We start from the raw sequence: 23,327 nt of genomic DNA, 5'->3' as shown, positions 1-23,327 counted from the left end.
CCTGCCCGCATAATCGATCGACGCGCGACCGCGCGTGTCGCCCGCCTTTCCCCGGAGTCCTGCATGCGCGTGAGTTCACTGACGCTGGCCCTGTCCTTGTTGCTGTCGCCAGCCGCGTTCGCGCAGACCCCGCCGCCGGCCGAAGCGCCATCGCAGGCGCCTGATGTGGCGCCGGACCCCACGCCGCCCGCGACCGCGCCGAGCGACGCACCTTCGGCCGCAGACGACGCCGAAATCTCCGTCGCCGCCAGCGATGACCCAGGTGCGATGGAGCAGGCGTCCAACCGCGTGCCGCTGCAGGAGATCCGCCGCTACGTCGGCGTCTTCAACGCCGTGCGAGAGGCGTATGTGGAACCCGTCGAAGACAGCAAGCTGATGTCCTCGGCCATCCGCGGTCTGCTGCTCGATCTCGATCCGCACAGCGTGTACATGCCGAAAGAAACCGCCGAGGCCTTCGACGAAGGCACCGAAGGTGCCTACGACGGCATCGGCGTCGAAGTGATGTATCTGGGCGACGGCAGCATGCGCGTCATCGCGCCGATCGACGGCACGCCGGCCGAGAAGGCCGGCATTCGTGCGGGCGATGTCATCGTCAGCGTGGACGGCCGCACGCTCACGCCATCCGACAGTGACGGTGGCGGTCCGCTGCGTGGCGCGCCCGGCACCTCGGTAATGGTCGGCGTGCTGCGCGATGGCGAAACCGCGCCGCTGGAGATCCGCGTCGACCGCGAAACCATCCGCGTCGTCAGCGTGCGCGGCCGCATGCTCGAGCCCGGTTACGGCTACATCCGGCTCAGCCAGTTCCAGGTCGACACCGCCGCCGACTTCAATCGCATCGTCGGCGAACTGAAGCAGCAATCCGGCGGCAGCCTGCGCGGCCTGGTCATCGACCTGCGCAGCAATCCGGGTGGTCTGCTGACCTCCTCGGTGCAGATTGCCGACGACCTGCTCGACAGCGGCAAGATCGTCAGCACACGCGGTCGTATTCCGATCAGCGATGCCGAGTTCAGCGCCACGCCGGGCGACCTGCTCGACGGCGCGCCAGTCGTGCTGCTGGTGGACGTCGGCTCCGCCAGCGCGTCGGAAGTCCTGGCCGGCGCCCTGCGCGACAACAACCGCGCCCGCGTCATCGGCAGCCGCACGTTCGGCAAGGGCTCTGTGCAGACCGTGCTGCCGCTCGACAACGGTGACTCGGTCAAGCTCACGACCGCCCGGTACTACACGCCCAGCGGCCGCTCGATCCAGGCCCGCGGCATCGACCCAGACACCATTCTGCGTCCCGAAGGCGCGGAGACCGCCGACCCCAATGGCCCCCGCGCCGCGACCGTCTACACCGAGGCCAATCTGGCGGGACACCTGCAGGGCGACGAAGAAGACGGCTCCACCGGTGGCGAAGCCCTGCCCGGCGACGGCCCCATCAACGCCGCACTGGCCGAACTGAAGAAGCCATGGGTGCCGACCTCGCAGGCGCGCGCCGAAGACGCGCCGCCCGCTGTCGCCCCGGCCACAGAAACGCCTGCGCCCGAACCAACGCCCGCATCGGACGCCGCCCCGGAATCCACGCCCGTGTCGGCCCCCGAGCCCGCTCCGGCAGCAGAACCTTCGGAGACGCCCGAGCCCTCGACGGATTCCGGCGCGCCGCCCGAGACCCCCGAGCCCGCACCGCCGACACCCTGATCAGCTACTCCGTCGCCCCGGCGCACGCCGGGGCCCAGTGACTTCAGCTGTCGCCGCGATCCGGAACGCGCGCCGCTAACTCCCGCGCGTCATCACCCACCACCCAAGGCCGGCCAGCAACACGCCCAGCACCAGGCTCGCGAGCACATACACCGCCGCCATCGCCACATCCCCGCGGCGCAGCAAAGCCAGCGTTTCCAACCCGAACGCCGAGAACGTGGTGAATCCCCCCATGACGCCGACGATCAGCATCGCCCGCACATCGGGCGTAAACCAGCCATGCCGCGCGATCCCGCCGGCCAGCAGTCCGGCGACCAGACACCCCAGCAGGTTCACCGCGAACGTGCCCACCGGAAACCGCGGCGGCGCCTCCGCGGTCGCACCCGCGAACTGCAGCATCCACACCGACAACTGATACCGGCACACCGATCCGAACGCACCGCCCAGCGCGATCAACGCCAACCGGGTCATCGAAGACGTCCCGCACGACACGCGCGCACGCCATCACCACCAGCATGCGGCGGTCGAAAGACGGAAGAATCCGGAAACATCTGCTGCATCGGGTCCTCGACTGCGGGATGACCACCGCACGGAACATCGCAGAAATGGTGCGCCTGGAGGGATTCGAACCCCCGACCAATGGCTTCGGAAGCCACTACTCTATCCGGCTGAGCTACAGGCGCGTCGTCCACGCCGAACCGGAACAACAGGCAGGGCGGTCGCGCATTGTAGCGAAACCACGCATCTGCAGACAGCCCGCTGGACTCGCTTCGAGACGTGTCTGTCGCGCCGGGTCCGGCGGCCCCAATGGGCGCCTGCGCGGATGGGGCGCCGGCACCTCCCGTCTGCCGGTCCCGCAGGAGCCGGACTTCCTAAGGCTGATCACATCGGCGTCAATCGCCGCCGAACAGGTCGCGGCTGTAGACCCTGTCCTCGACATCACGGATTTCGTCGGTCATGCGGTTCGCGACAATCAGATCGGCCTGCTGCTTGAACGCGGCGAGATCGTGGACGACACGTGATCGGAAGAACGTCGGCGCATCGAGCACGGGCTCGTACACGATCACTTCGATGCCTTTGGCCTTGATCCGTTTCATGACGCCCTGGATGGCGGAGGCTCGGAAGTTGTCGCTGCCGGCTTTCATCACGAGGCGATAGATGCCGACGACCTTCGGATTGCGGCGCACGATATCGGCTGCGATGAAGTCCTTGCGCGTCATGTTCGCCGACACGATGGCCTGGATGAGGTTCTGCGGCACCGCGTCGTAATTCGCGAGCAGCTGGCGCGTGTCCTTCGGCAGGCAGTAGCCGCCGTAACCGAATGACGGATTGTTGTAGTGGCCACCGATGCGCGGATCGAGGCAGACGCCCTCGATGATCTGGCGCGTATCCAGTCCATGCGTGCACGCATAGCTGTCGAGCTCATTGAAGTAGGCAACGCGCATCGCGAGATAGGTGTTGGCGAACAGCTTGATCGCCTCCGCCTCCGTCGAGCCGGTGAACAAGACCGGGACATCGGAATTGAGTGCGCCTTCCCGCAGGAGTTCGGCGAACACCTCGGCGCGTTCCGACCGTTCACCAACCACGATGCGACTCGGATAGAGGTTGTCGTGCAGTGCCCGGCCCTCGCGCAGGAATTCCGGCGAGAAGATGATCCTGTCCGTCGCGAACATCGCCCGGACGCGTTCTGTGTAGCCGACGGGCACCGTCGACTTGATGATCATCGTGGCGTCCGGTTCGATCGCCAGAACGTTGGCGATGACCGCTTCCACGGAACGTGTGTTGAAGGTGTTGGTTGTCGAGTCGTAATTGGTCGGCGTGGCGATGACGACGTAGTGCGCGCCGGCGAAGGCCTCTGCAGGAATCAACGTCGCCCTGAAATCCAGGTCTGGACGCGCGAGGTAAGTCCTGATCTCATCATCGTCGAGCGGTGACTCGCGCCGATTGAGCGCGTCGACCCGCGCCGGGTCGATGTCTAGCGCGACGATCGAATGGTGCTGCGCCAGCAGCAGGGCATTCGACAGGCCGACGTAGCCGGTTCCGGCAATGGCGATGCGCATGCGCGTGTCCGGGAAGGCTCGCGGCGATGCTAGGTGGGCAATGTGTCGGCTTCGCGACCGCGCGTGTCGGCTTTGAACGAACTGGTGTCTCCCAGACGCATCGCCATCGCCGTGGCTCACGGTGCGGAGAGGACGGAGTTCCACGCCCACTTGGCTGGTCTGGACCTGACAGACCGACCGGCCGAGATCCATGCCACGGCGCACCGTGCGGCTGCAGATCGACCCCACTGATATCCTCCCGCTGCCATGTACGACTACGAACGCTTCTCCGAACCTGCTGTCCCGCGCTGGCGCGAACGCCTGCGGCACTACTGGGCGCTGGTGCGCGGGGATCGGCCGATCGGGTGGCTGCTGCTGCTCTGGCCAACGTGGTGGGCGCTGTGGGTCGCCGCAGAAGGCATGCCGCCGCTATGGACGCTGTTCGTGTTCAGTGCGGGTGTGTGGTTGACGCGCTCTGCGGGCTGCGTGATCAACGATTACGCCGACCGCTGGCTCGATCCGCATGTCGAACGCACCAAGGACCGGCCGCTCGCCAGCGGCGCGGTGCGGGGCCGCGAGGCCTTGTTGCTGTTCGCGGTGCTGATGCTGGTCGCATTCGCGCTGGTGCTGACGATGAACTGGCTGACGGTCGCGATGAGCGTCGTCGGCATTTTTCTCGCGGCAAGTTATCCCTATCTCAAGCGCCACACCTACCTGCCGCAGGTATATCTGGGCATCTCGTTCGGCTGGGCGATTCCGATGGCATTCGCGGCCGTGCAGGGCACGGTGCCGCCGATCGGCTGGGTACTGTTCGTGGCCAACATCTTCTGGACCACGGGCTACGACACCTGGTACGCGATGGTCGACCGCGAGGACGACATCCGCGCCGGTGCGAAGTCGACGGCGATCCTGTTCGGTGATCTCGACCTGGTCGCGCAGGGCGTGCTGTATACGCTGGCATTCGCGGCGCTTGCGCTGGTCGGGCGCGAGGCCGGTCTCGGGCCGAACTACTGGCTCGGCCTCGGACTCGCGGCGTTGCTTGTCGTCTGGGAATTCCGCGTGGCCCGATATCGCGAGCGCGATGCGTGTTTCCGGGTGTTCCTGCACAACCATTGGGTCGGCATGACGATCTTCGCCGGCATTGCCGCGCACTATGCGCTGCCGCCGCTCACGGTGTGGATGCACTGAGCGGGGCTGTCAGGCGACGCTGCTGAGGCGTCGAAGCCGCCTCATCGCGGCGAGGGCGACGCGCCCGGGTGATCAGTCGGCCAGCTTCTCCGTCAACGCCTTCGCCTGCTCGGGCGCGATCGCGCTGAGCTGGAACTGTCTGCCGAACGGACCGCGGATCGTGGCGATCGACTGCAATTCGTCGTTGACCACGATCCCCAGTGCCTTGCCGACGTTGGCTTCGGTCAGGGCCTGCAGTTTCGCCCCGCCCTTCGCGGTCAGGGCGAACGTCACCACGGGCTCCGGGCCGGTGCTCGCGGTGATCGACTCGATCTCCGTCCCCCGAATCGTCAATGCATGGGCGAGAGACGCTGTACCACCAGTCGGTGTGGTCCAGACACGCTCGCCGGGAATCTGCGCGCGTCCGGTGACAGGGTCGCTCGGCACATAGGCACCGATATGCACTTCCAGATCGCGGTAGTGCGCAGCGACGGACGTGCCGGTGGTGTGTGCCGTGTCCACCGCGGCCGATGCGAGGGTGGTGAACGGCAGTGCGCCCGCAAGGAGCAAGGCGTGAAGCATTTTCAACGACATGTCGGGGTCCTGTGCGAGGCGCATCAACGCACCCTAGCGCAGACCCATGCATCGACGCGGTGCACGCCTGCGCGTCGTAGCGCGCGCGCCGCGGCGTGCAGCGTCGCGCCCGTGGTCATGACGTCGTCGATCAGCACGACATGCGCGGGCATTCCGGGCAGATGCTGGACTGCGAACGCGTTGCGGAGATTCCGTCGACGCGCTTTCGCATCGAGCCGCGACTGTGGCGCGGTCGCACGCACACGGCGCAGGAGATCGGTGCGCAGCGGCAGGTCGTGGCGACGCGCCAGCATGCGCGCGAGTTCCAGCGCCTGGTCGTAGCCACGCTCGCGCAGTCGCGCGGTGTGCAACGGGATCGGCGCCAGCGCAGCGGGCCCCGCGGCGTCTGATGTTGCCTGTGCCAGACAGTCGCCGAGCAAGGCGCCAGCGGCGAGATCGCGATGGAACTTGAACCGCGGCAGCAGCCGGTCGACCGGGAACCCGTAATCGAACGCGGCGATCACCGTGTCCAGCGGAGGCGGGCGCCGCAGGCAGGCGCCGCAGACCGGGTCGTCCGTCGGCAGCGGTTGCGCGCAGCGGGTGCAGGCGTGCGGCATCCATGGCAGTGCCGCTGTGCAGGCCGGGCACAGGTCCAGGCCCGCCGCGCCGGGCTCGCGGCACACCAGGCATCGACCGGGAAGGACGCCGCGCAGCAGGGTCTGGAGCCATCGCCGCCAGGTGCCGTCAACCGGTGGGGCTGGAATCTGGTTGACAGCATCGGGCATGCTTTCCAGACTGCCGGGCTTGTCCCGCCGTCACCGTCGGTAGATCGCCATGTCCGTTGTCAGCCACGCCCGCGAAGCCGCCGGCCAGCCCACTCCTCTTCGTCACGACTGGTCGCGCAGCGAGATCGAAGCGCTGTTCGCGCTGCCGATGCCCGAGCTGCTGTTCCGCGCCGCCAGCGTGCATCGCCAGCATTTCGATCCGGCCGAAGTCCAGGTCAGCACGCTGCTGTCCGTGAAGACCGGCGGTTGCCCGGAGGATTGCAGCTACTGCCCGCAGGCGCAGCGCTACCACACCGGTGTGGAGGCGACGAAGCTGATGGAGACCGATGCGGTGCTGGAGAAGGCCCGCCAGGCCAAGGCCGCCGGCGCCACGCGCTTCTGCATGGGCGCCGCCTGGCGATCGCCGAAGGATCGCGACGTGCCGAAGGTCGCGGCGATGATCCGCGAAGTGAAGGCACTGGGTCTGGAGACCTGCGCGACGCTCGGCATGCTGACCGGCGACCAGGCGCGCGCGCTCAAGGACGCGGGCCTCGACTACTACAACCACAATCTGGACACCGATCCCGAGTTCTACGATTCGATTATCCAGACCCGCGAGATCCAGGACCGCCTGACCACGCTCGAGCACGTGCGCGACGCGGGGCTCAAGACCTGCTGCGGCGGTATCGTCGGCATGGGCGAGACCGGGCGCCAACGCGCCGGACTGCTGCGCACGCTGGCGAATCTGCCCTCGCATCCGGACTCGGTGCCGATCAACCGTCTGGTGCAGGTCGAAGGCACGCCGCTGCATGGTACCGAGGAGATCGACCCGTTCGATTTCGTCCGCACGATCGCGGTCGCGCGCATCCTGATGCCGCGCTCGATGGTGCGGTTGTCGGCCGGCCGCCAGGACATGAGCGACGAGCTGCAGGCAATGTGTTTCCTCGCCGGCGCCAACTCGATCTTCTACGGCGAGCAGTTGCTGACGACCGGCAACCCGGATACCGAACGCGACATGGCGCTGTTCGCGCGTCTGGGCCTGCGGCCGATGCAGGTGCACGTGGATGCCGAGCATCACGATCACCCCGGCACGGCCCACGTCGACATCATCGAACTGCCGCAGCACCCGCGGAGTTTCGCCGCATGATCCCGTGGTTCGCCTGGGCCTACCTCGTGCTGCTGGCACTGGTGGGGCTGAGCGGATTCGCGCTGACCGTGCGCGATGGGCAGTCGAAGCTGCTGGCGATCGCGCGGTTGGCCGCAGTCGGCGTGCTGATGTGGGGCGTCGTGCTGTTTTTCCGTGACGGCGGCGCGCATCTGCTGTTCGCCGGGGCGCTGTTCGTCGCAGTGCTGCTGCTCGCGCACAAGAGCGTGTCCGATGCGCAGGATGCCGCGCGTATGCAGCTCGACCGCTCGGCCCGCATCGGTGTGGCCATCAATGGTCTCGTTGTATTGCCCGCGATCGCGATGGGCGCGCTGGCGATCTGGGCCGGCCGTGGCGCCTGATCGGCCCGACCTGCGCACGCGTGCGCGTGACGCGCGCGAGGCCCGCACGCAGGCGCAGGCGCGTCGCGTGCGGCGCACGGTCGCGCGTCGCGACGGGGTGCGCTGCGAAGTGCTCGATGACGGTGGCGCCGCGCGCTGGCTGCTGAACTTCTGCGGCAACGATTATCTCGGCCTCGCCTCGCACTACCAGGTGTCCGGCGCGCTGCAGGATGCCGCGGCGCTGCATGGCGCCGGCAGTGGCGGTTCGCATCTGGTCAGCGGGCACCATGCCTTGCACGAGGCGCTCGAGCGCGAGATTGCAGACTGGCTGCAGGTGCCGGCCGCGTTGCTGTTCGGCAGCGGCTTCACTGCGAATCTGGCCGTGCTGCAGGGTCTGCTCGGCGAGGGCGATGCCTGTGTGCAGGACCGGTTGAACCATGCCAGCCTGATCGATGCCGCGCGGCTCGCCGGCTGTCGTCTACGCCGCTACCCGCATGCCGATGCGCAGGGCGCGTTGCGTCAGTTGCGCACCTTGCCCGACGGTGCGGCGGTGCTCGCGACCGATGGTGTCTTCAGCATGGATGGCGATATCGCGCCGCTGCGCGAGCTGGCGATCGTGGCGCGCGTGCAACAGGCGCTGCTGTACGTCGACGATGCACACGGCGTGGGCGTGCTCGGACCCGACGGCCGCGGCAGCGTCGCCGATGCCCGGCTCGACGGCGACGCGGTGCCGCTGCAACTGGTGACGATGGGCAAGGCCCTGGGCGGCTGCGGCGCGGTATTGGCGGGCGATGCGGATCTGATCGGCCATCTGGCGGAAACCGCACGTCCCTACATCTACACGACCGCGCTGCCGCCGGCGGTCGCGGGCGCTGCGCTCGCCGCGGTGCGCCTCGCGCGCCAGGAGCATTGGCGTCGCGAACGACTGGCCGCACTGGTGCAGCGCTTCCGCGCACGCGCGCAGCGTCGCGGTCTGGATCTGATGCCGTCCGACACGCCGATTCAGCCGCTGCGCTGCGGCGACAACGCCACGGCGCTGGCGATGTCGCGCGCATTGGACGCGGCGGGTTTCTGGGTCGCCGCCATCCGTCCGCCCACGGTGCCCGAGGGTCAGTCGCGCCTGCGCGTGACGCTCAGCGCCGCGCATGCCGACAGCGATGTCGATGCACTCGTCGATGCACTGGCCGCCGCGCGTGATGTCCATGCGCCCGGCGCCCACGCGCTGCATGCCGACACTGACGCCGCCGTCCACACGCCATGACCGACATGCAGCACGATGCCCGCCGCGCCCTGCTCGCGGTCGGGATCGCACTCGTTTCCGCGCTGTTCTTCACCCTGACCTATGTGCTCAACCGCGCGAGCGCGAGCGGCGGTGGCCATTGGGCGTGGACCGCCTGCCTGCGGTACTTCATCACCCTGCCGCTGTTGCTGCCGCTGATGCCGCTGCAGGGCGGGGCGACACCGGTGCTGCGTGCGATCGCCGCGCATCCGTGGGCGTGGCTGCGCTGCAGTGCGATCGGCTTCCTGCTGTTCTATTGCATGCTCTCGTTCGCAGCGTCGAGCGGCCCGGCGTGGCTGGTCGCCGGAAGTTTCCAGTTCACCGTGATCGCCGGCATGTTGTGCGCGCCACTTCTGTATCGCGATGCACGCCGACGCGTGCCACCCGCCGCGCTCGGCATTGCCGCGGCGATCCTCGTCGGCGTGTTGCTGATGCAGTTCGGCCATGGCGGCCCCGGTCTGGATCGCGCGGGATGGATCGCATTGCTGTGCGTGCTGACTGCGGCGGTCGCGTATCCGCTCGGCAATCGTCTGTTGCTGCTGCATCTCGAACGCACCGGCGAAGACCTCAATGCCACCCAGCGTGTGTTCGGGCTCACGCTCGCCAGCCAGCCGCTGTGGCTGCTGGTCGCGGCGTTCGCCTGGCACGAAGCCGGCACGCCGTCGATGTCGCAGGTGTGGCTGGCGGCAGGCGTTGCGCTGAGCGCGGGCGTGATCGCGACCATCCTGTTCTTCCAGGCGACCGGCATGGTCCGCAACAATCCAGTCGCGCTGGGCGCGGCCGAGGCGATGCAGGCGGCCGAGTTGCTGTTCGCGGCGTTCCTCGGGGCGCTGTTCCTGCAGGAGGCGTGGCCGCAGGGCCGCGCATTGACCGGTGCGGTGGTGGTGACGCTGGGGATCGTGGCGTTCGCGATCGTCGTCGCACGTCCCGCGGCCGGCAGCGCGCGTCGTACACAAGCATTGCGTGGAGACAAGGGCGCATGAACACACTGGACAATCCGCACGGCCTGCACGTCGAAGTGACGGGCGAGGGCGCGCCGCTGGTGCTGCTGCATGGCTGGGCGATGCATGGCGGCGTCTTCGCACCCCTGGTCGAGCGCCTGCGGGCGCAGCGCACGCTGTACCTGGTCGATCTGCCGGGCCATGGCCTGAGCCGCGACAGCACGCTGCCGCTGGCGATCGATCCTGTCGTCGACGCGCTGGCGGATGTGCTGCCGCCCGCGCCGTGGATGGGCTGGTCGCTCGGCGGCCTGTTCGCGTTGCAGGCGGCGGCGCGGCATCCCGATCGCGTGCCTGCGCTGGTCATGCTGTGCGCCAGTCCGCGCTTCGTGCGCGGTCACGACTGGACGTACGGCATGTCGCCGGAGATCTTCCGCGATTTCGCCAAAGGTCTGCGCAGCGATTACCGCGGCACACTGGACCGCTTCATCGCGCTGGAAGCTTTCGGTTCGGACGATGCGCGCGGCGAACTGCGCGCGCTGCGCGCCGAAGTCTTCGCGCGCGGCGAACCGGCCGCGCACGTGCTCGCCGACGGGCTCGGTCTGCTCGAAACCTCGGACCTGCGCGCGCGGCTGGCGAAGCTCGCGGTGCCGAGTCTGTGGCTGTCCGGTCGCCGCGACCGGCTGGTCGATCCGCGCGCGATGCAGGCCGCTGCCGCGCGGGCACCCGATGCGATCGCCCACACCGTCGACCATGCCGGCCACGCCCCCTTCCTGACCCACGCCGACGCGGTCGCCGCGCGGCTGCTCGAGTTCCTCAACGCACCATGAAACCGATCTTCGATCCCCGCCAGGTCCGCCGCGCCTTCTCGCGCGCATCGACGAGTTACGCCGGCGCCGCGGCTCTGCAGCGCGGCGTGGAAGCGCAGCTGCTCGAATCGCTGGAGTATCTCGACGACCGCGTGCCGGGCGTCGTGCTCGATGTCGGCAGTGGCCCGGCGCATGCAGCGCTGGCGATGCGGCAGCGTTGGCCGAAGTCGCGCATCGTCGCGGTCGATCTCTCGCTGTCGATGCTGCAGCAGGCGCCGGTACGCACCGGTTGGCGCGATCGTCTCGGACTGCAGAAACCGGTTGACCGCGTGTGCGCCGATCTGCGCCTGCTGCCGTTCGCCGACAACAGCGTCGACGTGTTGTTTTCCAATCTGTGCCTGCAGTGGGTGGAAGACCTGCCGTCGGCATTTGCCGGCTTCCGTCGCGTGCTCAAGCCGGATGGCCTGCTCCTGGTCTCGACCTTCGGCCCGCAGACCTTGATCGAACTGCGCGAGTCCTTCGGCGTCGCGGACGATGTGGCGCACGTGAGTCCCTTCGCATCGATCGCCGAGTTCGGCGATGCGCTGATGCGCGCCGGCTTCCGCAATCCGGTACTCGACCGTGACGTCGCCACGCACTGGCATCCAGACATGACCGCGCTGATGCGCGAGCAACGTGCGATCGGCGCGACCAATGCACTCGCCGAGCGACGCCGTGCGCTGACCGGTCGCGCGCGCTTCGCTGCCGCCGCCGCGCATTACGAACAGTTCCGCACGCCCGAAGGCCTGCCGGCCAGCTGGGAATGGATCACCGCGATGGCCTGGTCGCCGCCGCACGGCGCCCCGATCCGAGAAGGCGCGGAAGAGCTGGCGCGCTTCGATGCAGGTTCGATTCCGGTGCGGCGACGCAAGACCGATTGAACGCAGCGGCGGTGATCGGTCCGGTGACACGCGATCGCCCGCGCAGATGGCAAGCCCGTCGATCGGTGACGTCAGCCCGCCTGGAAGCCCAGCATCGCCGAGATCTCGCGTGAGGTTCGCAGCAGGGATTCGACGTGCTGTGGATCGGGCGATGCCGGCAGGTAATGGATCGAGCCGACGATCGCGAGTGTGCCGAACAACGAGCCGTCGGCCTGCAGCAGGGGCGCGGCGAGGGCGTTGATGCCGGTGAACAACTGCTCCGGTGCATCGGACCAGCCGCGCGCGCGGACGGTGTCGATCTCCGCGCGCAGTGCGTGCGCATCGGTGATCGACAGCGGCGTGCTCTGTGGCAGCGGCGCGGACAGGAAGCCGTCGCGCACGTCGTCGGGACCGAACGCGAGCACCACCTTGCCCTGCGCACTGGTGTTGTGCGGAAAGCGGCTGCCCGGTCGCAACGTGATCTCGATCGGCGAGGTGCCGCGCAGGAAGTCGATGACGATCACCGCGTCGTCCGCATACGAGGCGATGACGATGGTCTGTCCGACGTCGTCGCGCAGGCGTTGCAGTGCCGGCTTGGCGAGTGTCATCAGATCGAAGCGGCCCACGCACGCGCGGCCCAGCAGATACAGCTGCCAACCAACCCGATAGTGATTGCTCGTCGCATCCTGGGTCACGTAGCCGTGTTCGCGCAGTGCGCTCAGATGCCTGTGTGCGCGCGCCTTCGGCATGCCCAGCAGGTTGGACAGCTGGGTCACGCCCAGGCCCTGCGGCGCGTTGGCCAGCGCCTCGATGACTTTCAGCGAGACGACGGCGGTCGGAAGGGCGGCATCGCCGAGATCGGCGGATGGGTCAGCGTTCTGCATGAGGCGGTGGCGTGGCTCTGGGAATCGATCGCGCGACGTGCGCCGTCGGAGGTTAACCCGCGCGCCTTCAGGCAGGGAGGTCGATGTCGCGCTCGGCGAACACGCGGTACGTCTGCACCTTCGGCGCGTTCGCATCTTCGGGGCGCACGTAGCGGATCGAGCTGCGGCTCCGCACGGCGCGCGGCAACAGGAAGCAGCGCACAAAGTGCGTCGACGTGCGTTCGGTGGTCGGCGCGAGCACTGGCGCAGGCCCGAGTTCGAACCAGGCCTCGCCCGGTGCGTGCGTGTGTCGCGTGCCCTGGGTTTCGATCGAGATCTCGCCGCTCGCACAAATGCGGATGCCCGGGCCCTGATGCACGTGGGTCAGCGCGACGCCACCGGGCGGAAAGCCGACTTCGTCGCAGCGCATCAACCAATCGAAGCGTGGATCGAGTTCGATCTCCGCTTCCAGTTTCAGTGTGGTCGACGTGGAAGGCGCCGACAGCAAGGCGTGATCTGCGGGCGTCGATGCGGCCGTCAGCTCCCAGCGCCAGATCCGCGCTTCACCGTGCTCGGCGATCAGCGTCGTGCTGTCCTGCGAGACGCGTGCCGTCCCGGTGGTCAACCACTGGCCATCGTCTGGACCTTCCACCATCAGACCGCCATCCACCACATACAGCGCACGCGGCGTCGCCGGCAGAAAGACGGGCGGGCAACCCGCAGGCAACAGGTCTTCGTAGAGACGCAGGGTCAGCGCGCGCATGCAACAACTCCTTGTGGGCCACATATCGTATCGATAGTCGATACGAATTGAATGATGTGGATCATTGATCGAGACTTATTGTATATTGATACACGAGTATCGATCAACGATACAAACGTGACACACCCGTCATGCAGGCGCGGACCTGCTGCCAACTCGCTCGGGAGGGCGTGCGATGTCTCAAGACAACAGTGCGGAGATGGGAAGCAACGCCCACGGCGAGCGTTGGTGGAAGGGCGCCAGCAAACAGCAGTGGCGCGCGTTCAATTCGGCCTATCTCGGCTGGATGCTCGACATCATGGATCTGATGTTGTTCGCGATGGTCATCAAGTACGTGATCGTCGACCTGGGCATGGACAAGTCCTCGGCCGGCCTGGTGATGTCGGCGACGTTGATGGCGACGGCCGCGGGCGGTCTGGTGTTCGGCTTCCTCGCCGACCGTCTCGGACGCGCACGCTCGATGATGCTCAGCATCATCTGTTACTCGGTGGGCACCGCGCTGTGCGGTCTGGCCGACACGCTCGGCCAGCTGATGCTGTTCCGGGTCATCGTCGGCCTCGGTGTCGGCGGCGAATGGTCGGCGGGTTCGGCGCTGGTCAGCGAAACCTGGCCGGCGAAGCATCGCGGCAAGGTCATGGCCTGGGTGCAGAGTGCATTCGCAGCCGGTTACGCGGCAGCCGCAGTGGTCGCGGCGCTGGTGATCCCGGTCGCCGGCTGGCGCTGGGTGTTCGCGGTCGGTCTGCTGCCCGCGCTGCTGGCGTTCTACGTGCGCCGCCACGTCAAGGAACCGGACATCTGGCTCAACCAGACCAAGCGACTGAGCTTCGGCGAAACGGTGCGCGAGCTGTTTGGCGGGCAGTACGCGCGCAACACCTGGATTGGTCTGGCATTCACCACCGCGGCGATGTGCGGCTACTGGGGACTGTTCACCTGGATCCCGACGTACCTGGCCACGCCGGTCGCCGAAGGCGGGCCGGGCCTGGACCTGGTCAAGTCGACGATCTGGATCGTGATCATGCAGGTCGGCGCGGCCGCGGGGTTCATCACCTTTGGTTACATCGCCGACCGCATCGGTCGCAAGAAGGCGTTCCTGCTGTTCTTCCTGGCCTCGGCCGTCGTCGTGCCGGTCTTCGCGACCATCCGATCGCCCGACATGCTGATGGTGTTCGGCGTGGTCGTCGCCTACTTCGGTACCGGCTTCTACAGCGGCTTCGCACCGACATTCGCCGAGCTGTTCCCGACGACGATCCGCGCCACCGCGCAGGGCTTCGTCTACAACGGCGGCCGCGCGATCGCTGCCATCGCGCCGTTCCTCATCGGCTTCATTTCCACGCGCTACGGCGTCACCAGCGGACTGGTGACGACGGCCGCGTTCTTCGCGCTGGCCGGCCTGATCGTCTGGATGTTCCTGCCCGAGACCAAGGGCCAAGAGCTCGCCTGACACGACACCGATTGGAGAACCCCATGCCCGTCATCCAGATCACCGTGGTCCAAGGCCGCGATTCCGAACGCGTCGAAGCCTGCATCCGCGAGGTCGCGCGCGTCGTCAGCGAGACCCTCGACGCGCCGCTGCCGTCGATCCGCGTCATGGTTCAAGAAGTGCCTGCGAACCGCTTCGCCGTCGGTACGCGGCTGAAGAGCGATCCGGCGCCGGAGAGTGCGGCATGAGTGTGGCGATCTCGACGCACGCCGATGCCCTGCACGCGGCGCTGCGCAGCGGCCAGCCGATCGATCCGCTGACCGGTCGCGTCGACGGACTCGATCTCGCCGGCGCCTACGCGATCGCGCAGGCCGGCATCGCCCACCGGCTCGCTGAGGGCGAGACCGTCGTGGGTCGCAAGATCGGTCTGACCAGCGTCGCCGTGCAGCGGATGCTCGGCGTCGACCAGCCCGACTTCGGCGTGCTGACCGATCGCATGGACCATTCGCGCACTGGCGCCATTCCCGTAGACGGCATGATCGCGCCTCGTGCGGAAGGCGAGATCGCATTCCATCTCAAGCGCGACCTCGCCGGTCCGGGCGTCACGCTGCACGACGTGCTGCTGGCGACCGAGTCGGTGTCGGCGTGTTTCGAGATCGTCGACTCGCGCATCCGCGACTGGAAGATCGGCATCCTCGACACCGTCGCCGACAACGCTTCCGCCGCGGCCTTCGTCACCGGCGAAGCGCGTGTGTCCCCGATCGGACTCGATCTGGGCGCCTGCGGCATGGCGCTGGAGAAGAACGGCGCGCTGATCTCGACCGGCGCAGGCGCCGCCGCGCTGGGCTCGCCGTTGAACTGCGTGGTCTGGCTGGCGAATCAGCTGGGCCAGCTGGGCAGTGGCCTGAAAGCCGGCGACACGATTCTTTCGGGTGCGCTCGTGCCGCTGACGCCGGTCGCCCGCGGCGACCACCTGCGTCTGCGCGTCGGCGGCATCGGCGCCGTGGATCTGCACTTCGTCTGATCGCGCGTCGATCCCGTTTTTATCGGGCGCCGTCGCGCGTCCGGACCCTTCATCGTTTCGAGGAGTCACACATGCCCATCAAGGCTGCCGTCATCGGTTCCGGCAATATCGGCACCGATCTGATGATCAAGATCCTGCGCCACGGCCAGGCCCTGTCCATGGGCCCGATGGTGGGCATCGATCCGGATTCCGACGGCCTCGCGCGTGCCCGCGCGATGGGCGTCGAGACCTGCGATGCCGGCGTCTACGGATTGACGATGTCGCCCGCGTTCGACGATGTGCAGATCGTGTTCGATGCGACCTCCGCCGCGGCCCACGTCAACAACGACGCCGTACTGCGCGCATCGCGGCCGGGCATCCGCGTCGTCGATCTGACACCGGCAGCAATCGGTCCCTACTGCGTGCCGTCGGTCAATCTCGATGCGCACCTCGATGCCGGCAACGTCAACATGGTGACTTGCGGCGGGCAGGCGACGATTCCGATCGTCGCCGCGGTCGCGAGTGTCGCCACCGTGCACTACGCCGAGATCGTCGCGTCGATCTCGAGCCGCTCAGCCGGCCCGGGCACGCGCGCGAACATCGACGAATTCACCGAGACCACCTCGCGCGCGATCGAAGCAGTGGGCGGTGCGCGCAAGGGCAAGGCGATCATCGTGCTCAATCCAGCCGAGCCGCCGCTGCTGATGCGCGACACGGTCTACGTGCTGTCGGATGACGTGGACACGGCGCGTATCGAAGCGGCGATCGAAGCGATGGTGGCGCGCGTTGCGCGTGACGTACCGGGCTATCGCCTCAAACAGACGGTGCAGTTCGAGCGCATCGAACAGCCGGTCAACGTGCCGGGACTCGGACCGGTGACGGGCCTCAAGACCTCGGTGTTCCTCGAGGTCGAAGGCGCCGCGCATTACCTGCCGGCATACGCCGGCAATCTCGACATCATGACCTCGGCCGCGCTCGCGACCGGCGAACGCATCGCCGCGCAGCTGCAGGCCGCATCGCAGGAGACGCAGGCATGAGCGACAAGACGCTCTACATCTCGGACGTCACCCTGCGCGATGGCTCGCATGCCGTGCGCCATCAGTACACGGTCGCGCAGATGCGGCAGATCGCGGCGGCCCTCGACACCGCCGGCGTGGACTCGATCGAAGTCGCGCACGGCGATGGCCTGCAGGGTGCCTCGTTCAATTACGGCTTCGGCGCGCACTCGGATCTGGAATGGATCGAGGCCGTCGCCGAGACCGTGAGCCGCGCCAAAGTCGCGACGTTGCTGCTGCCCGGCATCGGCACCGTGCACGACCTGAAAGACGCTTATGCCGCCGGCGCACGTGTGGTGCGCGTGGCCACGCATTGCACCGAGGCCGATGTCGCGCGCCAGCATATCGAAGCGGCGAACGCGCTGGGCATGGACGCAGTGGGCTTCCTGATGATGAGCCACATGGCCGAGCCGGCCGCGCTCGCCGCGCAGGCGAAGAAGATGGAGTCCTACGGCGCCTCGTGCGTGTACGTGGTCGACTCGGGCGGTGCGATGGGCATGACCGAGATCCGCGAACGCTTCCGCGCGTTCAAGGACGTGCTCGACGGAGCCACGCAGACCGGCATGCACGCGCATCACAACCTGTCGCTGGGCGTCGCGAACTCGATCGTCGCAGTCGAGGAAGGCTGCGACCGCATCGACGCCAGCCTCGCCGGCATGGGCGCGGGCGCGGGTAACGCGCCGCTGGAAGTGTTCATCGCTGCCGCCTCGAAGCTCGGCTGGCAGCACGGATGCGATCTGTACGCGCTGATGGACGCCGCCGACGACATCGTGCGTCCCTTGCAGGAACGTCCGGTGCGCGTCGATCGCGAAACCCTGGCACTTGGCTATGCCGGCGTCTATTCGAGTTTCCTGCGCCATGCGGAAGCCGCGGCGCAGCGCTTCGGCATCAGCGCCGTCGACATCCTCGTCGAGCTCGGCAAGCGGCGCATGGTCGGCGGGCAGGAAGACATGATCGTCGACGTCGCCCTGGACGTGGCGCGCGCACGTGGCTCGGCGGTCGCGCAGCCGGAGGTGACGGCATGAGCCTGTCGCCCGCCATCATCGAAGAGATCGCCACGCTGCTGCATGACGCCGAGCGCGACGTGCGTGACGTGGTCAAGGTCACCGACGCGCAGCCGGACCTCGATACCGAAGCGGCCTACCGCGTGCAGGACGCGTTGCGTGCCCTCAAGCTCGCGCGCGGCGTGCGACTGGTCGGCATGAAGATGGGCCTGACCTCCTTTGCCAAGATGGAACAGATGGGCGTCGACACGCCGATCTACGGCTTCCTCGGCAGCGACAACGCGGTCAACGACGGCGCGGCGGTGGAGACCGCGTCGCTGATCCATCCCAAGGTGGAGGCCGAGATCGCCTTCGTCATGCGCGACGCCTTGCAGGGCCCGGACTGCACCGTCGAGCAGGTGCTGGCGGCGACCGCATGTCTGCTGCCGGCCATCGAAGTCATCGATTCGCGCTACGAGAATTTCCGCTTCGATCTGCCGAGCGTCATCGCCGACAACACCTCTGCGTCGCGTTACGTGATCGGCTCGAAGGCCGCGACCGTCGACGGCCGCGATCTGGAATCGATCGGCGTCGTGCTCGAAAAGAACGGAGTAGTGGTCGAGGTCGGCGCGGGCGCCGCGGTGCTCGGCAATCCCGCGCGCGCGGTCGCGATGCTGGTCGACATGCTGCATGCGCGCGGGCAGTCGCTGCCCGCCGGCAGCGTGGTGCTGTCGGGTGCGATCACGGCCGCGGTCGCGGTCGAGGCCGGGGACAACGTCCAGGTCCGCATCGATGGTCTCGGCTCGACCGGACTGCGCTTCGTCTGAATCCACGACACACGTTCTGCCCGGCGCCATTCCGGTGCCGGCTGTCGCCCTGGGAGGGGAGCTTCATGTTGAGATCGAACCGGAAGGGCGCGCGCCTGTCGCTCGCCCTGGCCCTCGCGGCCGCCTGCGCTGCGCCGGCTGCGGCGCAGGACATCGACGTCGCCGCGGTCGAAGCGCGTCTGGGCCAGATGGAGCAGGAGATGCGCGAGTTGCGCGCGCTGCTCGAAGCGCATGGCGGCACGGCCGTGTCGCCTGCCGTCGCGCAGTCGTCGGCGCCTGTCGCCACGACGCCCGCCACCGCGTCCGCCCCCGTGGCTGCAGCGCCGACGCAGAAGACTGTGGCGATGCCGGGCGCGGCGCCCGGCACGACCTTCTCCTTCGGCGGCTTCATCAAGCTCGATGCGATGACCACGAGCACAAGTGACGGCAAGATCGCCGACGGCTCGGCCGGTCGCCTGTTCTACTTCCCCGGCGCCACGCCGGTGGCGGCGGACGGACAGGGCGAGCGCAGCACCTACAGCGACATCCACGCGCAGTTCTCGCGCTTCGCGTTCAGCGCCGACACGCTGACCGACAGCGGCAACACCCTCAAGGCCTATATCGAGGCCGACATGTACGGGGGCGGCAGCAACGCGCTGGCCGGCAACGAGACCATCACCAACACCTATGCGCTGACGCTGCGCCAGGCCTACGTCAGCTACAACGGCTGGCTCGCGGGCCAGACCTGGTCGAACTTCCAGGACGTGGCGGCGTTGCCCGATACCGTCGACTTCACCGGTCCATCCGAAGGCACGGTGTTCAGCCGCCAGGCGCAGGTGCGTTACACGCGCGGACCGTGGTCGGTCTCGGTGGAGAATCCACAGACGACGGTGACGCCATACCTGTCGCAGGCCGCGCGCTTCAACAGCGGGGACAACCGCGCGCCCGACGTGACTGCGCGCTGGATCACCCGCGGCGACTGGGGACACTTCACTGTCGCGGGCCTTGCGCGCAGCTTCCGCAATGGCGATGCGACCGCATCGGGCGCGGCGCTCAGTGTCTCGGGCCGCTTCAACCTCGGTGCCAATGACGACATCCGCTACATGGTCAGCGGTGGCGACGGCATCGGCCGCTATCTCGGCTTCGCCCTCGGCAGCGACACCGTGCTCGATGCCGATGGCGGACTGCACAGCCAGAGCGGCTACGGCGGATTCGCCGCGTGGCGGCATGCGTTCAACGCGAAGCTGCGCGGCAACGTCGTTTACTCGATCGCCTCGCTCGACAACGATGCGCTGCTCACCGGCGGCTTCGTCACCGAGCGCGCGCAGTCGTTCCGCTTGAACATGATCTATTCGCCCGCGCCGAAGCTCGACATCGGCGGTGAGATCAGCTGGGCGGACCGCCGCCTGGAGAACGGCCTCGAAGGCGATCTGCAGCGCGTGCATACGCACGTCAAATACAGCTTCTGACCTGCCAGGTCGGCAGCGCGCCGTGCATCCCATGCGGATGCACGGCATCGTGTGCTCTGCCTGTCTGACCGCTACAACCGCAGGCTGAGCGACACGAAGGCGCTGCGACCGGGTGCCGGCGAGAACATCGGCTGCGCCGTGTCCCAGAAGAAGCTGTCGTACCAGGCGTAAGCGTATTCGCGGTCGGTCAGATTCCTGACCTGGACGTCGACGCGCAGGCGTGGATTGATCTGGTACTTCGCGCTCAGGTCGAGCACGGCGAACTTGCCGAACTTCTCCGTCACATTGCGCTCCTCGAGGTAGTAATCGCCCTGCGCGCGTGCCTGCAGTCCGAGTGCGAGCGCATCGGTGGCGCGGTAGTCCACGCCGAGATTGCTGATCGTGCGTGGCGTGGCCGCGACCTCGTTACCTTCGATCGACAGCCCCGCGGCGCGGCTGTCGCGTTCGATCTTCGCTTCCTGGTAGGCGTGCGAGGCGCGCAGCGTCCAGCGCTCGCCCAGCTGCGCATCGATCTGTGCATCCACGCCGCGGCGGCGGGTCTTGCCCAGTACGACGGTCGTGCCGGTGGCTGGCATGTTGGAGACCTCGTTCTCGGCGTCCTGCTGCCACACCGCGATGCGCGCCTGGCTGCCGTCGAACGGCGCGAAGCGCAGGCCCGCTTCCATGCCGGTGTTGGTCGAAGGCTGCATCGCCATCTGGCCCGGCGTCAGGTACGCGGGCGGCGTGGAGCCGGTCAGCACCTGGAAGGTGCGGCCCCAGTTCGCGTAGAGATTGGTGGCCGGCGACAGCGCATAGACCACGCTGAGTTTGGGCTGGCCGATGGTGCCGTAGTCCTGCAGCGGCGCACGCACGCCACCGGGCAACTGCGTCGCGCCGTCGAAGCGGTCGACGCGATAGGCCGGCACGATCTTCAGGGCATCGACCGGCTGCCAGATCGCCTGCACATAGGCGCCGGTGTTGTCGAAGCTGTGGACGTCGTTGTTCTGCACGCGCGCGGGCGGCGCGTTGAAATCGGTCGGCTCGGCGTAGTTGAAGCGCTCGCGTGTGTAGCCGTTGCGCTGCTGCTCGTAGTTGGCGCCGCTCTCGAGGGTGAGCGTGTCGCTGGCGACCCAGGTCAGCGTGGCGAGCATGCCGGTCTGCTTCTCGTCCCAGACGCGGCGCTGCCGAGGCGCATTGCCGGTGGGCAGCTCGCTGAAAGTGACGCGGCGGTCGTCCTCGTAGCGGTTGTAATAGAGCTTGCTGCCGAGCACGAGATTCTCCGCGAGCTTGAGGTCCATGTGCACGCCGATCTGGCGCATGTCGCGGTCGTCGCCATCATTGGCGTTGCGGCGCTGGGACCGGCGCCGGTCGGCGGCCAGTTCGTCGGCGGTCATGAAGCCGGGCTCTTCCGCTTCCTGTTTGTACGCGCGCGCGGTCAGGCCGATGCGCATGCCGTCGTCGAGGCTGCCGTAGAACCACTTGCCGCCCAGCGAATATTTCTCCGACGCATCGTGGTCGCGATAGCCGTTGGATGCCTGCACGCCGATGAAGTAGTTCTGCGCGAAGCCGCCGCGCTCGCGGCCCACCGCGATCTGCGCTTCGCGCGTGTCGAAGCTGCCGTAGGTCAGGCGCGCATCGGTGTAGTCACCACCCTGGCGCGTGCCGAAATTGATGTTGCCGCCGATATTGTGCAGGCCGTAACGCGGATCGTTGGTGCCGCGCACCACTTCGATGTAGTCGATCTCCAGCGGAAACAGCATGTCGATGAAGCGCTGGTTGCCGCTGTTGACGTTGCTCGGAATGCCGTCGATCAGCGTCTTGATGGCATTGAGATACCCCTCGCCGTTGAACGCGCGAAAGCTCACCTTGCCGGACTCCGCGCCCTGGCGCGTCTCGGTCAGCTGCATACCGGGCATCTGACCGAGCAGTTCCCAGCTCTGCGTCACCGTCTTGTCTTCGATCTGCTCGGCCCCGAGCACGTCGACCGACGTCAGCACTTCGTGAGCGGTCAGCTGGCCACGCGCCTGGTGCACGTGCACCGGGCCCATCGTAGTGGTGGTGCCCCGGGATTGGGCATGGACAGCGGGCGAGGACAGGGCGGCAGCGATCGGGGCGGCGAGCAGGGCGGCGGTGAGGCGGCAGATCTTCATGAAGGGCTGGGTGGCCATACTGAACGGGCCGGCATTTTAACATGTAATAACATTACATTTGAGAGCATCCCGAACAGCTCGCAGCAGGTATCCCGCCTGTGGAATGCGCGCTGGAATGCGTGTCGGAATGTCAAGCCTCACCGGCCATCCGGACGCAGTCGGTTATGCTGCAACGCAACATCCACCTCTCGTGCCCGTGTCCGCCATTCACGCCAGTCCGTCCCAACCCGATCCCCACGACGACGCCGAAGCCGAAGCGGCCATTGCCGTCGCTGCGCCGGAGGCCTCGCCGCAACGGCATACGCTGGTCGAGGACGTGCAGGGCCTCGTGCTGGCCAGTCTGGTCGGCGCGCTGGGCATGTCGATCCTGGCGACGGGCGGCCTGCTGGTCGGCGGCATCGCTGGCGTGTCGCTCCTGGTGCACTACTCGACGGGCTGGAATTTCGGCCTGCTGTTCGTGCTGATCAACCTGCCCTTCTACTGGATCGCGGTGCGTCGCATGGGCTGGGAGTTCACTCTCAAGACCTTCCTCGCGGTGGGCGTGACGGGCTTCGTCGCCGATGCGATTCCGCGCTGGGCGCCGTTCGAATCGATGAGCCCCGCGTTCTCTGCGATCTTCGGCGGCGCGCTGGTCGGCATGGGCATCCTGTCCTTCATCCGCCATCGCGCGAGTCTCGGCGGCGTGGGCATCGTCGTCGTCTGGCTGCAGCGCAGCCGAGGCTGGAGCGCGGGCAAACTGCAGATGGGGTTCGACACCGTGCTGATGCTGGTTGCGCTGATGATCGTGCCGCCCGCGCAGGTGCTGTACTCCGCGCTCGGCGTCCTGGTGCTCAACCTCGTGCTGCTGTTCAACCACCGGCCCGGGCGTTACATGGGCGCGTGAGCCGCGTCATCGGGCACAACCATCGGCACAGGTCGCGCGCACGCGCCGATGGCAGCATGCAGACATGTCCACCAGGGAGGTCACGACATGCGCGAGTCGACCGTCATCGTATTCGCCGGGGTGGTGCTCACCGCGCTCGCCGCCTGCGCGAGCACCGAGCCCACGTTTGCGGTCCCGCTGGATTGCCAGCACCAGTTGTCTTCTCAGCCCGCGCGTTATCTGGAAAGGCCGTCGAGCGACGAAGCCGGGCGTCGCATGTTCCCCGATTGTCTGAAGCGGATCCACGACAGCCGTGTCGTGCCTGCGCCGCGATAGATGTTCAG

Annotated in this window: 24 protein-coding genes and 1 tRNA gene; 17 read left to right on the top strand and 8 right to left on the bottom strand. The window is 67.6% G+C overall.

Annotated features, from left to right (window positions below; translation table 11 throughout):
• Window positions 1-63 precede the first annotated feature (63 nt).
• Window positions 64-1,677 carry a S41 family peptidase gene (locus tag ACZ9YD_RS01015; RefSeq protein WP_465073281.1) on the top strand — a complete coding sequence of 538 codons (1,614 nt, stop codon included), beginning with the start codon at window positions 64-66 and terminating at the stop codon, window positions 1,675-1,677.
• 75 nt (window positions 1,678-1,752) lie between these two features.
• On the opposite strand, the gene crcB is transcribed toward ACZ9YD_RS01015, so the two are convergent.
• The 3 genes from crcB to ACZ9YD_RS01000 form a co-directional block, all read right to left on the bottom strand.
• The gene (gene crcB / locus ACZ9YD_RS01010; protein ID WP_465073280.1) at window positions 1,753-2,148 is read right to left on the bottom strand and encodes a fluoride efflux transporter CrcB; all 396 of its coding nucleotides are present in this window, start codon (window positions 2,146-2,148) and stop codon (window positions 1,753-1,755) included.
• Window positions 2,149-2,283: 135 nt separating this feature from the next.
• Window positions 2,284-2,360 (bottom strand) — tRNA-Arg (locus ACZ9YD_RS01005).
• A gap of 210 nt (window positions 2,361-2,570) precedes the next feature.
• A complete protein-coding gene (locus tag ACZ9YD_RS01000) occupies window positions 2,571-3,737 on the bottom strand; it encodes a nucleotide sugar dehydrogenase (RefSeq protein WP_465073279.1) in 1,167 nt (388 codons plus the stop codon).
• 246 nt (window positions 3,738-3,983) lie between these two features.
• Between ACZ9YD_RS01000 and ubiA the strand changes: the two genes are divergently transcribed.
• Window positions 3,984-4,904: a 4-hydroxybenzoate octaprenyltransferase gene (ubiA, locus tag ACZ9YD_RS00995; RefSeq protein ID WP_465073278.1), complete on the top strand. Its 921-nt coding sequence runs from the start codon at window positions 3,984-3,986 to the stop codon at window positions 4,902-4,904.
• A 72-nt stretch (window positions 4,905-4,976) separates the two neighbouring features.
• Here ubiA and ACZ9YD_RS00990 read toward each other — a convergent pair whose 3' ends face one another.
• Window positions 4,977-5,501, bottom strand: coding sequence for a SecDF P1 head subdomain-containing protein (locus tag ACZ9YD_RS00990; protein WP_465073277.1), 525 nt, complete (start codon window positions 5,499-5,501; stop codon window positions 4,977-4,979).
• A complete protein-coding gene (locus tag ACZ9YD_RS00985) occupies window positions 5,501-6,241 on the bottom strand; it encodes a ComF family protein (RefSeq protein WP_465073276.1) in 741 nt (246 codons plus the stop codon). Before ACZ9YD_RS00985 ends, ACZ9YD_RS00990 begins: the two co-directional genes overlap by 1 nt.
• Before the next feature lie 49 nt (window positions 6,242-6,290).
• Between ACZ9YD_RS00985 and bioB the strand changes: the two genes are divergently transcribed.
• From bioB to bioC, 6 genes are read left to right on the top strand one after another with little or no spacing between them, the layout of a single operon-like run.
• Window positions 6,291-7,367 (top strand): biotin synthase BioB, encoded by a 1,077-nt coding sequence (bioB, locus tag ACZ9YD_RS00980; RefSeq protein ID WP_159681303.1) that lies wholly within the window; start codon window positions 6,291-6,293, stop codon window positions 7,365-7,367.
• Window positions 7,364-7,726, top strand: coding sequence for a hypothetical protein (locus tag ACZ9YD_RS00975; RefSeq protein ID WP_465073275.1), 363 nt, complete (start codon window positions 7,364-7,366; stop codon window positions 7,724-7,726). The genes bioB and ACZ9YD_RS00975 overlap by 4 nt, the downstream gene beginning before the upstream one ends.
• Window positions 7,608-8,966 (top strand): 8-amino-7-oxononanoate synthase, encoded by a 1,359-nt coding sequence (gene bioF / locus ACZ9YD_RS00970; RefSeq protein WP_465073370.1) that lies wholly within the window; start codon window positions 7,608-7,610, stop codon window positions 8,964-8,966. The genes ACZ9YD_RS00975 and bioF overlap by 119 nt, the downstream gene beginning before the upstream one ends.
• Window positions 8,963-9,967: a multidrug resistance efflux transporter family protein gene (locus tag ACZ9YD_RS00965; RefSeq protein ID WP_465073274.1), complete on the top strand. Its 1,005-nt coding sequence runs from the start codon at window positions 8,963-8,965 to the stop codon at window positions 9,965-9,967. The genes bioF and ACZ9YD_RS00965 overlap by 4 nt, the downstream gene beginning before the upstream one ends.
• A gap of 23 nt (window positions 9,968-9,990) precedes the next feature.
• On the top strand, window positions 9,991-10,752 hold the full coding sequence (gene bioH / locus ACZ9YD_RS00960) for a pimeloyl-ACP methyl ester esterase BioH (RefSeq protein ID WP_465073369.1): 762 nt from the start codon (window positions 9,991-9,993) through the stop codon (window positions 10,750-10,752).
• Window positions 10,749-11,651: a malonyl-ACP O-methyltransferase BioC gene (gene bioC, locus ACZ9YD_RS00955; RefSeq protein WP_465073273.1), complete on the top strand. Its 903-nt coding sequence runs from the start codon at window positions 10,749-10,751 to the stop codon at window positions 11,649-11,651. Before bioH ends, bioC begins: the two co-directional genes overlap by 4 nt.
• Before the next feature lie 71 nt (window positions 11,652-11,722).
• Here the strand turns inward: bioC and ACZ9YD_RS00950 are convergent, their stop codons facing one another.
• Both ACZ9YD_RS00950 and ACZ9YD_RS00945 read right to left on the bottom strand, forming a co-directional pair.
• Complete coding sequence (locus ACZ9YD_RS00950) at window positions 11,723-12,514, bottom strand: IclR family transcriptional regulator (protein ID WP_465073272.1); 792 nt, start codon at window positions 12,512-12,514, stop codon at window positions 11,723-11,725.
• Between the two features lie 67 nt (window positions 12,515-12,581).
• A complete protein-coding gene (locus tag ACZ9YD_RS00945; RefSeq protein WP_465073271.1) occupies window positions 12,582-13,256 on the bottom strand; it encodes a hypothetical protein in 675 nt (224 codons plus the stop codon).
• 199 nt (window positions 13,257-13,455) lie between these two features.
• Between ACZ9YD_RS00945 and ACZ9YD_RS00940 the strand changes: the two genes are divergently transcribed.
• The 7 genes from ACZ9YD_RS00940 (at window position 13,456) to ACZ9YD_RS00910 (ending at window position 19,992) form a co-directional block, all read left to right on the top strand.
• Window positions 13,456-14,697 carry an MFS transporter gene (locus ACZ9YD_RS00940; RefSeq protein WP_465073270.1) on the top strand — a complete coding sequence of 414 codons (1,242 nt, stop codon included), beginning with the start codon at window positions 13,456-13,458 and terminating at the stop codon, window positions 14,695-14,697.
• A gap of 23 nt (window positions 14,698-14,720) precedes the next feature.
• Entirely contained in the window at window positions 14,721-14,924 is a 204-nt protein-coding gene (locus ACZ9YD_RS00935; RefSeq protein ID WP_465073269.1) for a tautomerase family protein, read from the top strand.
• On the top strand, window positions 14,921-15,700 hold the full coding sequence (locus tag ACZ9YD_RS00930) for a fumarylacetoacetate hydrolase family protein (RefSeq protein WP_465073268.1): 780 nt from the start codon (window positions 14,921-14,923) through the stop codon (window positions 15,698-15,700). Before ACZ9YD_RS00935 ends, ACZ9YD_RS00930 begins: the two co-directional genes overlap by 4 nt.
• Window positions 15,701-15,771: 71 nt before the next feature.
• Window positions 15,772-16,716, top strand: coding sequence for an acetaldehyde dehydrogenase (acetylating) (locus ACZ9YD_RS00925; protein WP_465073267.1), 945 nt, complete (start codon window positions 15,772-15,774; stop codon window positions 16,714-16,716).
• Window positions 16,713-17,759: a 4-hydroxy-2-oxovalerate aldolase gene (gene dmpG, locus ACZ9YD_RS00920; RefSeq protein WP_465073266.1), complete on the top strand. Its 1,047-nt coding sequence runs from the start codon at window positions 16,713-16,715 to the stop codon at window positions 17,757-17,759. The genes ACZ9YD_RS00925 and dmpG overlap by 4 nt, the downstream gene beginning before the upstream one ends.
• Complete coding sequence (gene dmpH, locus ACZ9YD_RS00915; protein WP_465073265.1) at window positions 17,756-18,544, top strand: 2-oxo-3-hexenedioate decarboxylase; 789 nt, start codon at window positions 17,756-17,758, stop codon at window positions 18,542-18,544. The genes dmpG and dmpH overlap by 4 nt, the downstream gene beginning before the upstream one ends.
• A 65-nt stretch (window positions 18,545-18,609) precedes the next feature.
• On the top strand, window positions 18,610-19,992 hold the full coding sequence (locus ACZ9YD_RS00910; RefSeq protein WP_465073264.1) for a DcaP family trimeric outer membrane transporter: 1,383 nt from the start codon (window positions 18,610-18,612) through the stop codon (window positions 19,990-19,992).
• A gap of 71 nt (window positions 19,993-20,063) precedes the next feature.
• Here ACZ9YD_RS00910 and ACZ9YD_RS00905 read toward each other — a convergent pair whose 3' ends face one another.
• Window positions 20,064-22,121: a TonB-dependent receptor gene (locus ACZ9YD_RS00905; protein ID WP_465073263.1), complete on the bottom strand. Its 2,058-nt coding sequence runs from the start codon at window positions 22,119-22,121 to the stop codon at window positions 20,064-20,066.
• Between the two features lie 127 nt (window positions 22,122-22,248).
• On the opposite strand from ACZ9YD_RS00905, the gene ACZ9YD_RS00900 reads away from it, so the two are divergent.
• The gene (locus ACZ9YD_RS00900; protein ID WP_465073262.1) at window positions 22,249-23,004 is read left to right on the top strand and encodes a YitT family protein; all 756 of its coding nucleotides are present in this window, start codon (window positions 22,249-22,251) and stop codon (window positions 23,002-23,004) included.
• 87 nt (window positions 23,005-23,091) lie between these two features.
• The gene (locus tag ACZ9YD_RS00895; RefSeq protein ID WP_465073261.1) at window positions 23,092-23,319 is read left to right on the top strand and encodes a hypothetical protein; all 228 of its coding nucleotides are present in this window, start codon (window positions 23,092-23,094) and stop codon (window positions 23,317-23,319) included.
• The last annotated feature ends 8 nt before the right edge of the window (window positions 23,320-23,327 follow it).

This window comes from Luteimonas sp. AC640a, from assembly GCF_979256585.1.
Note: the sequence above shows the minus strand (reverse complement) of the source record. Positions and strands in the feature narration are given on the sequence as shown.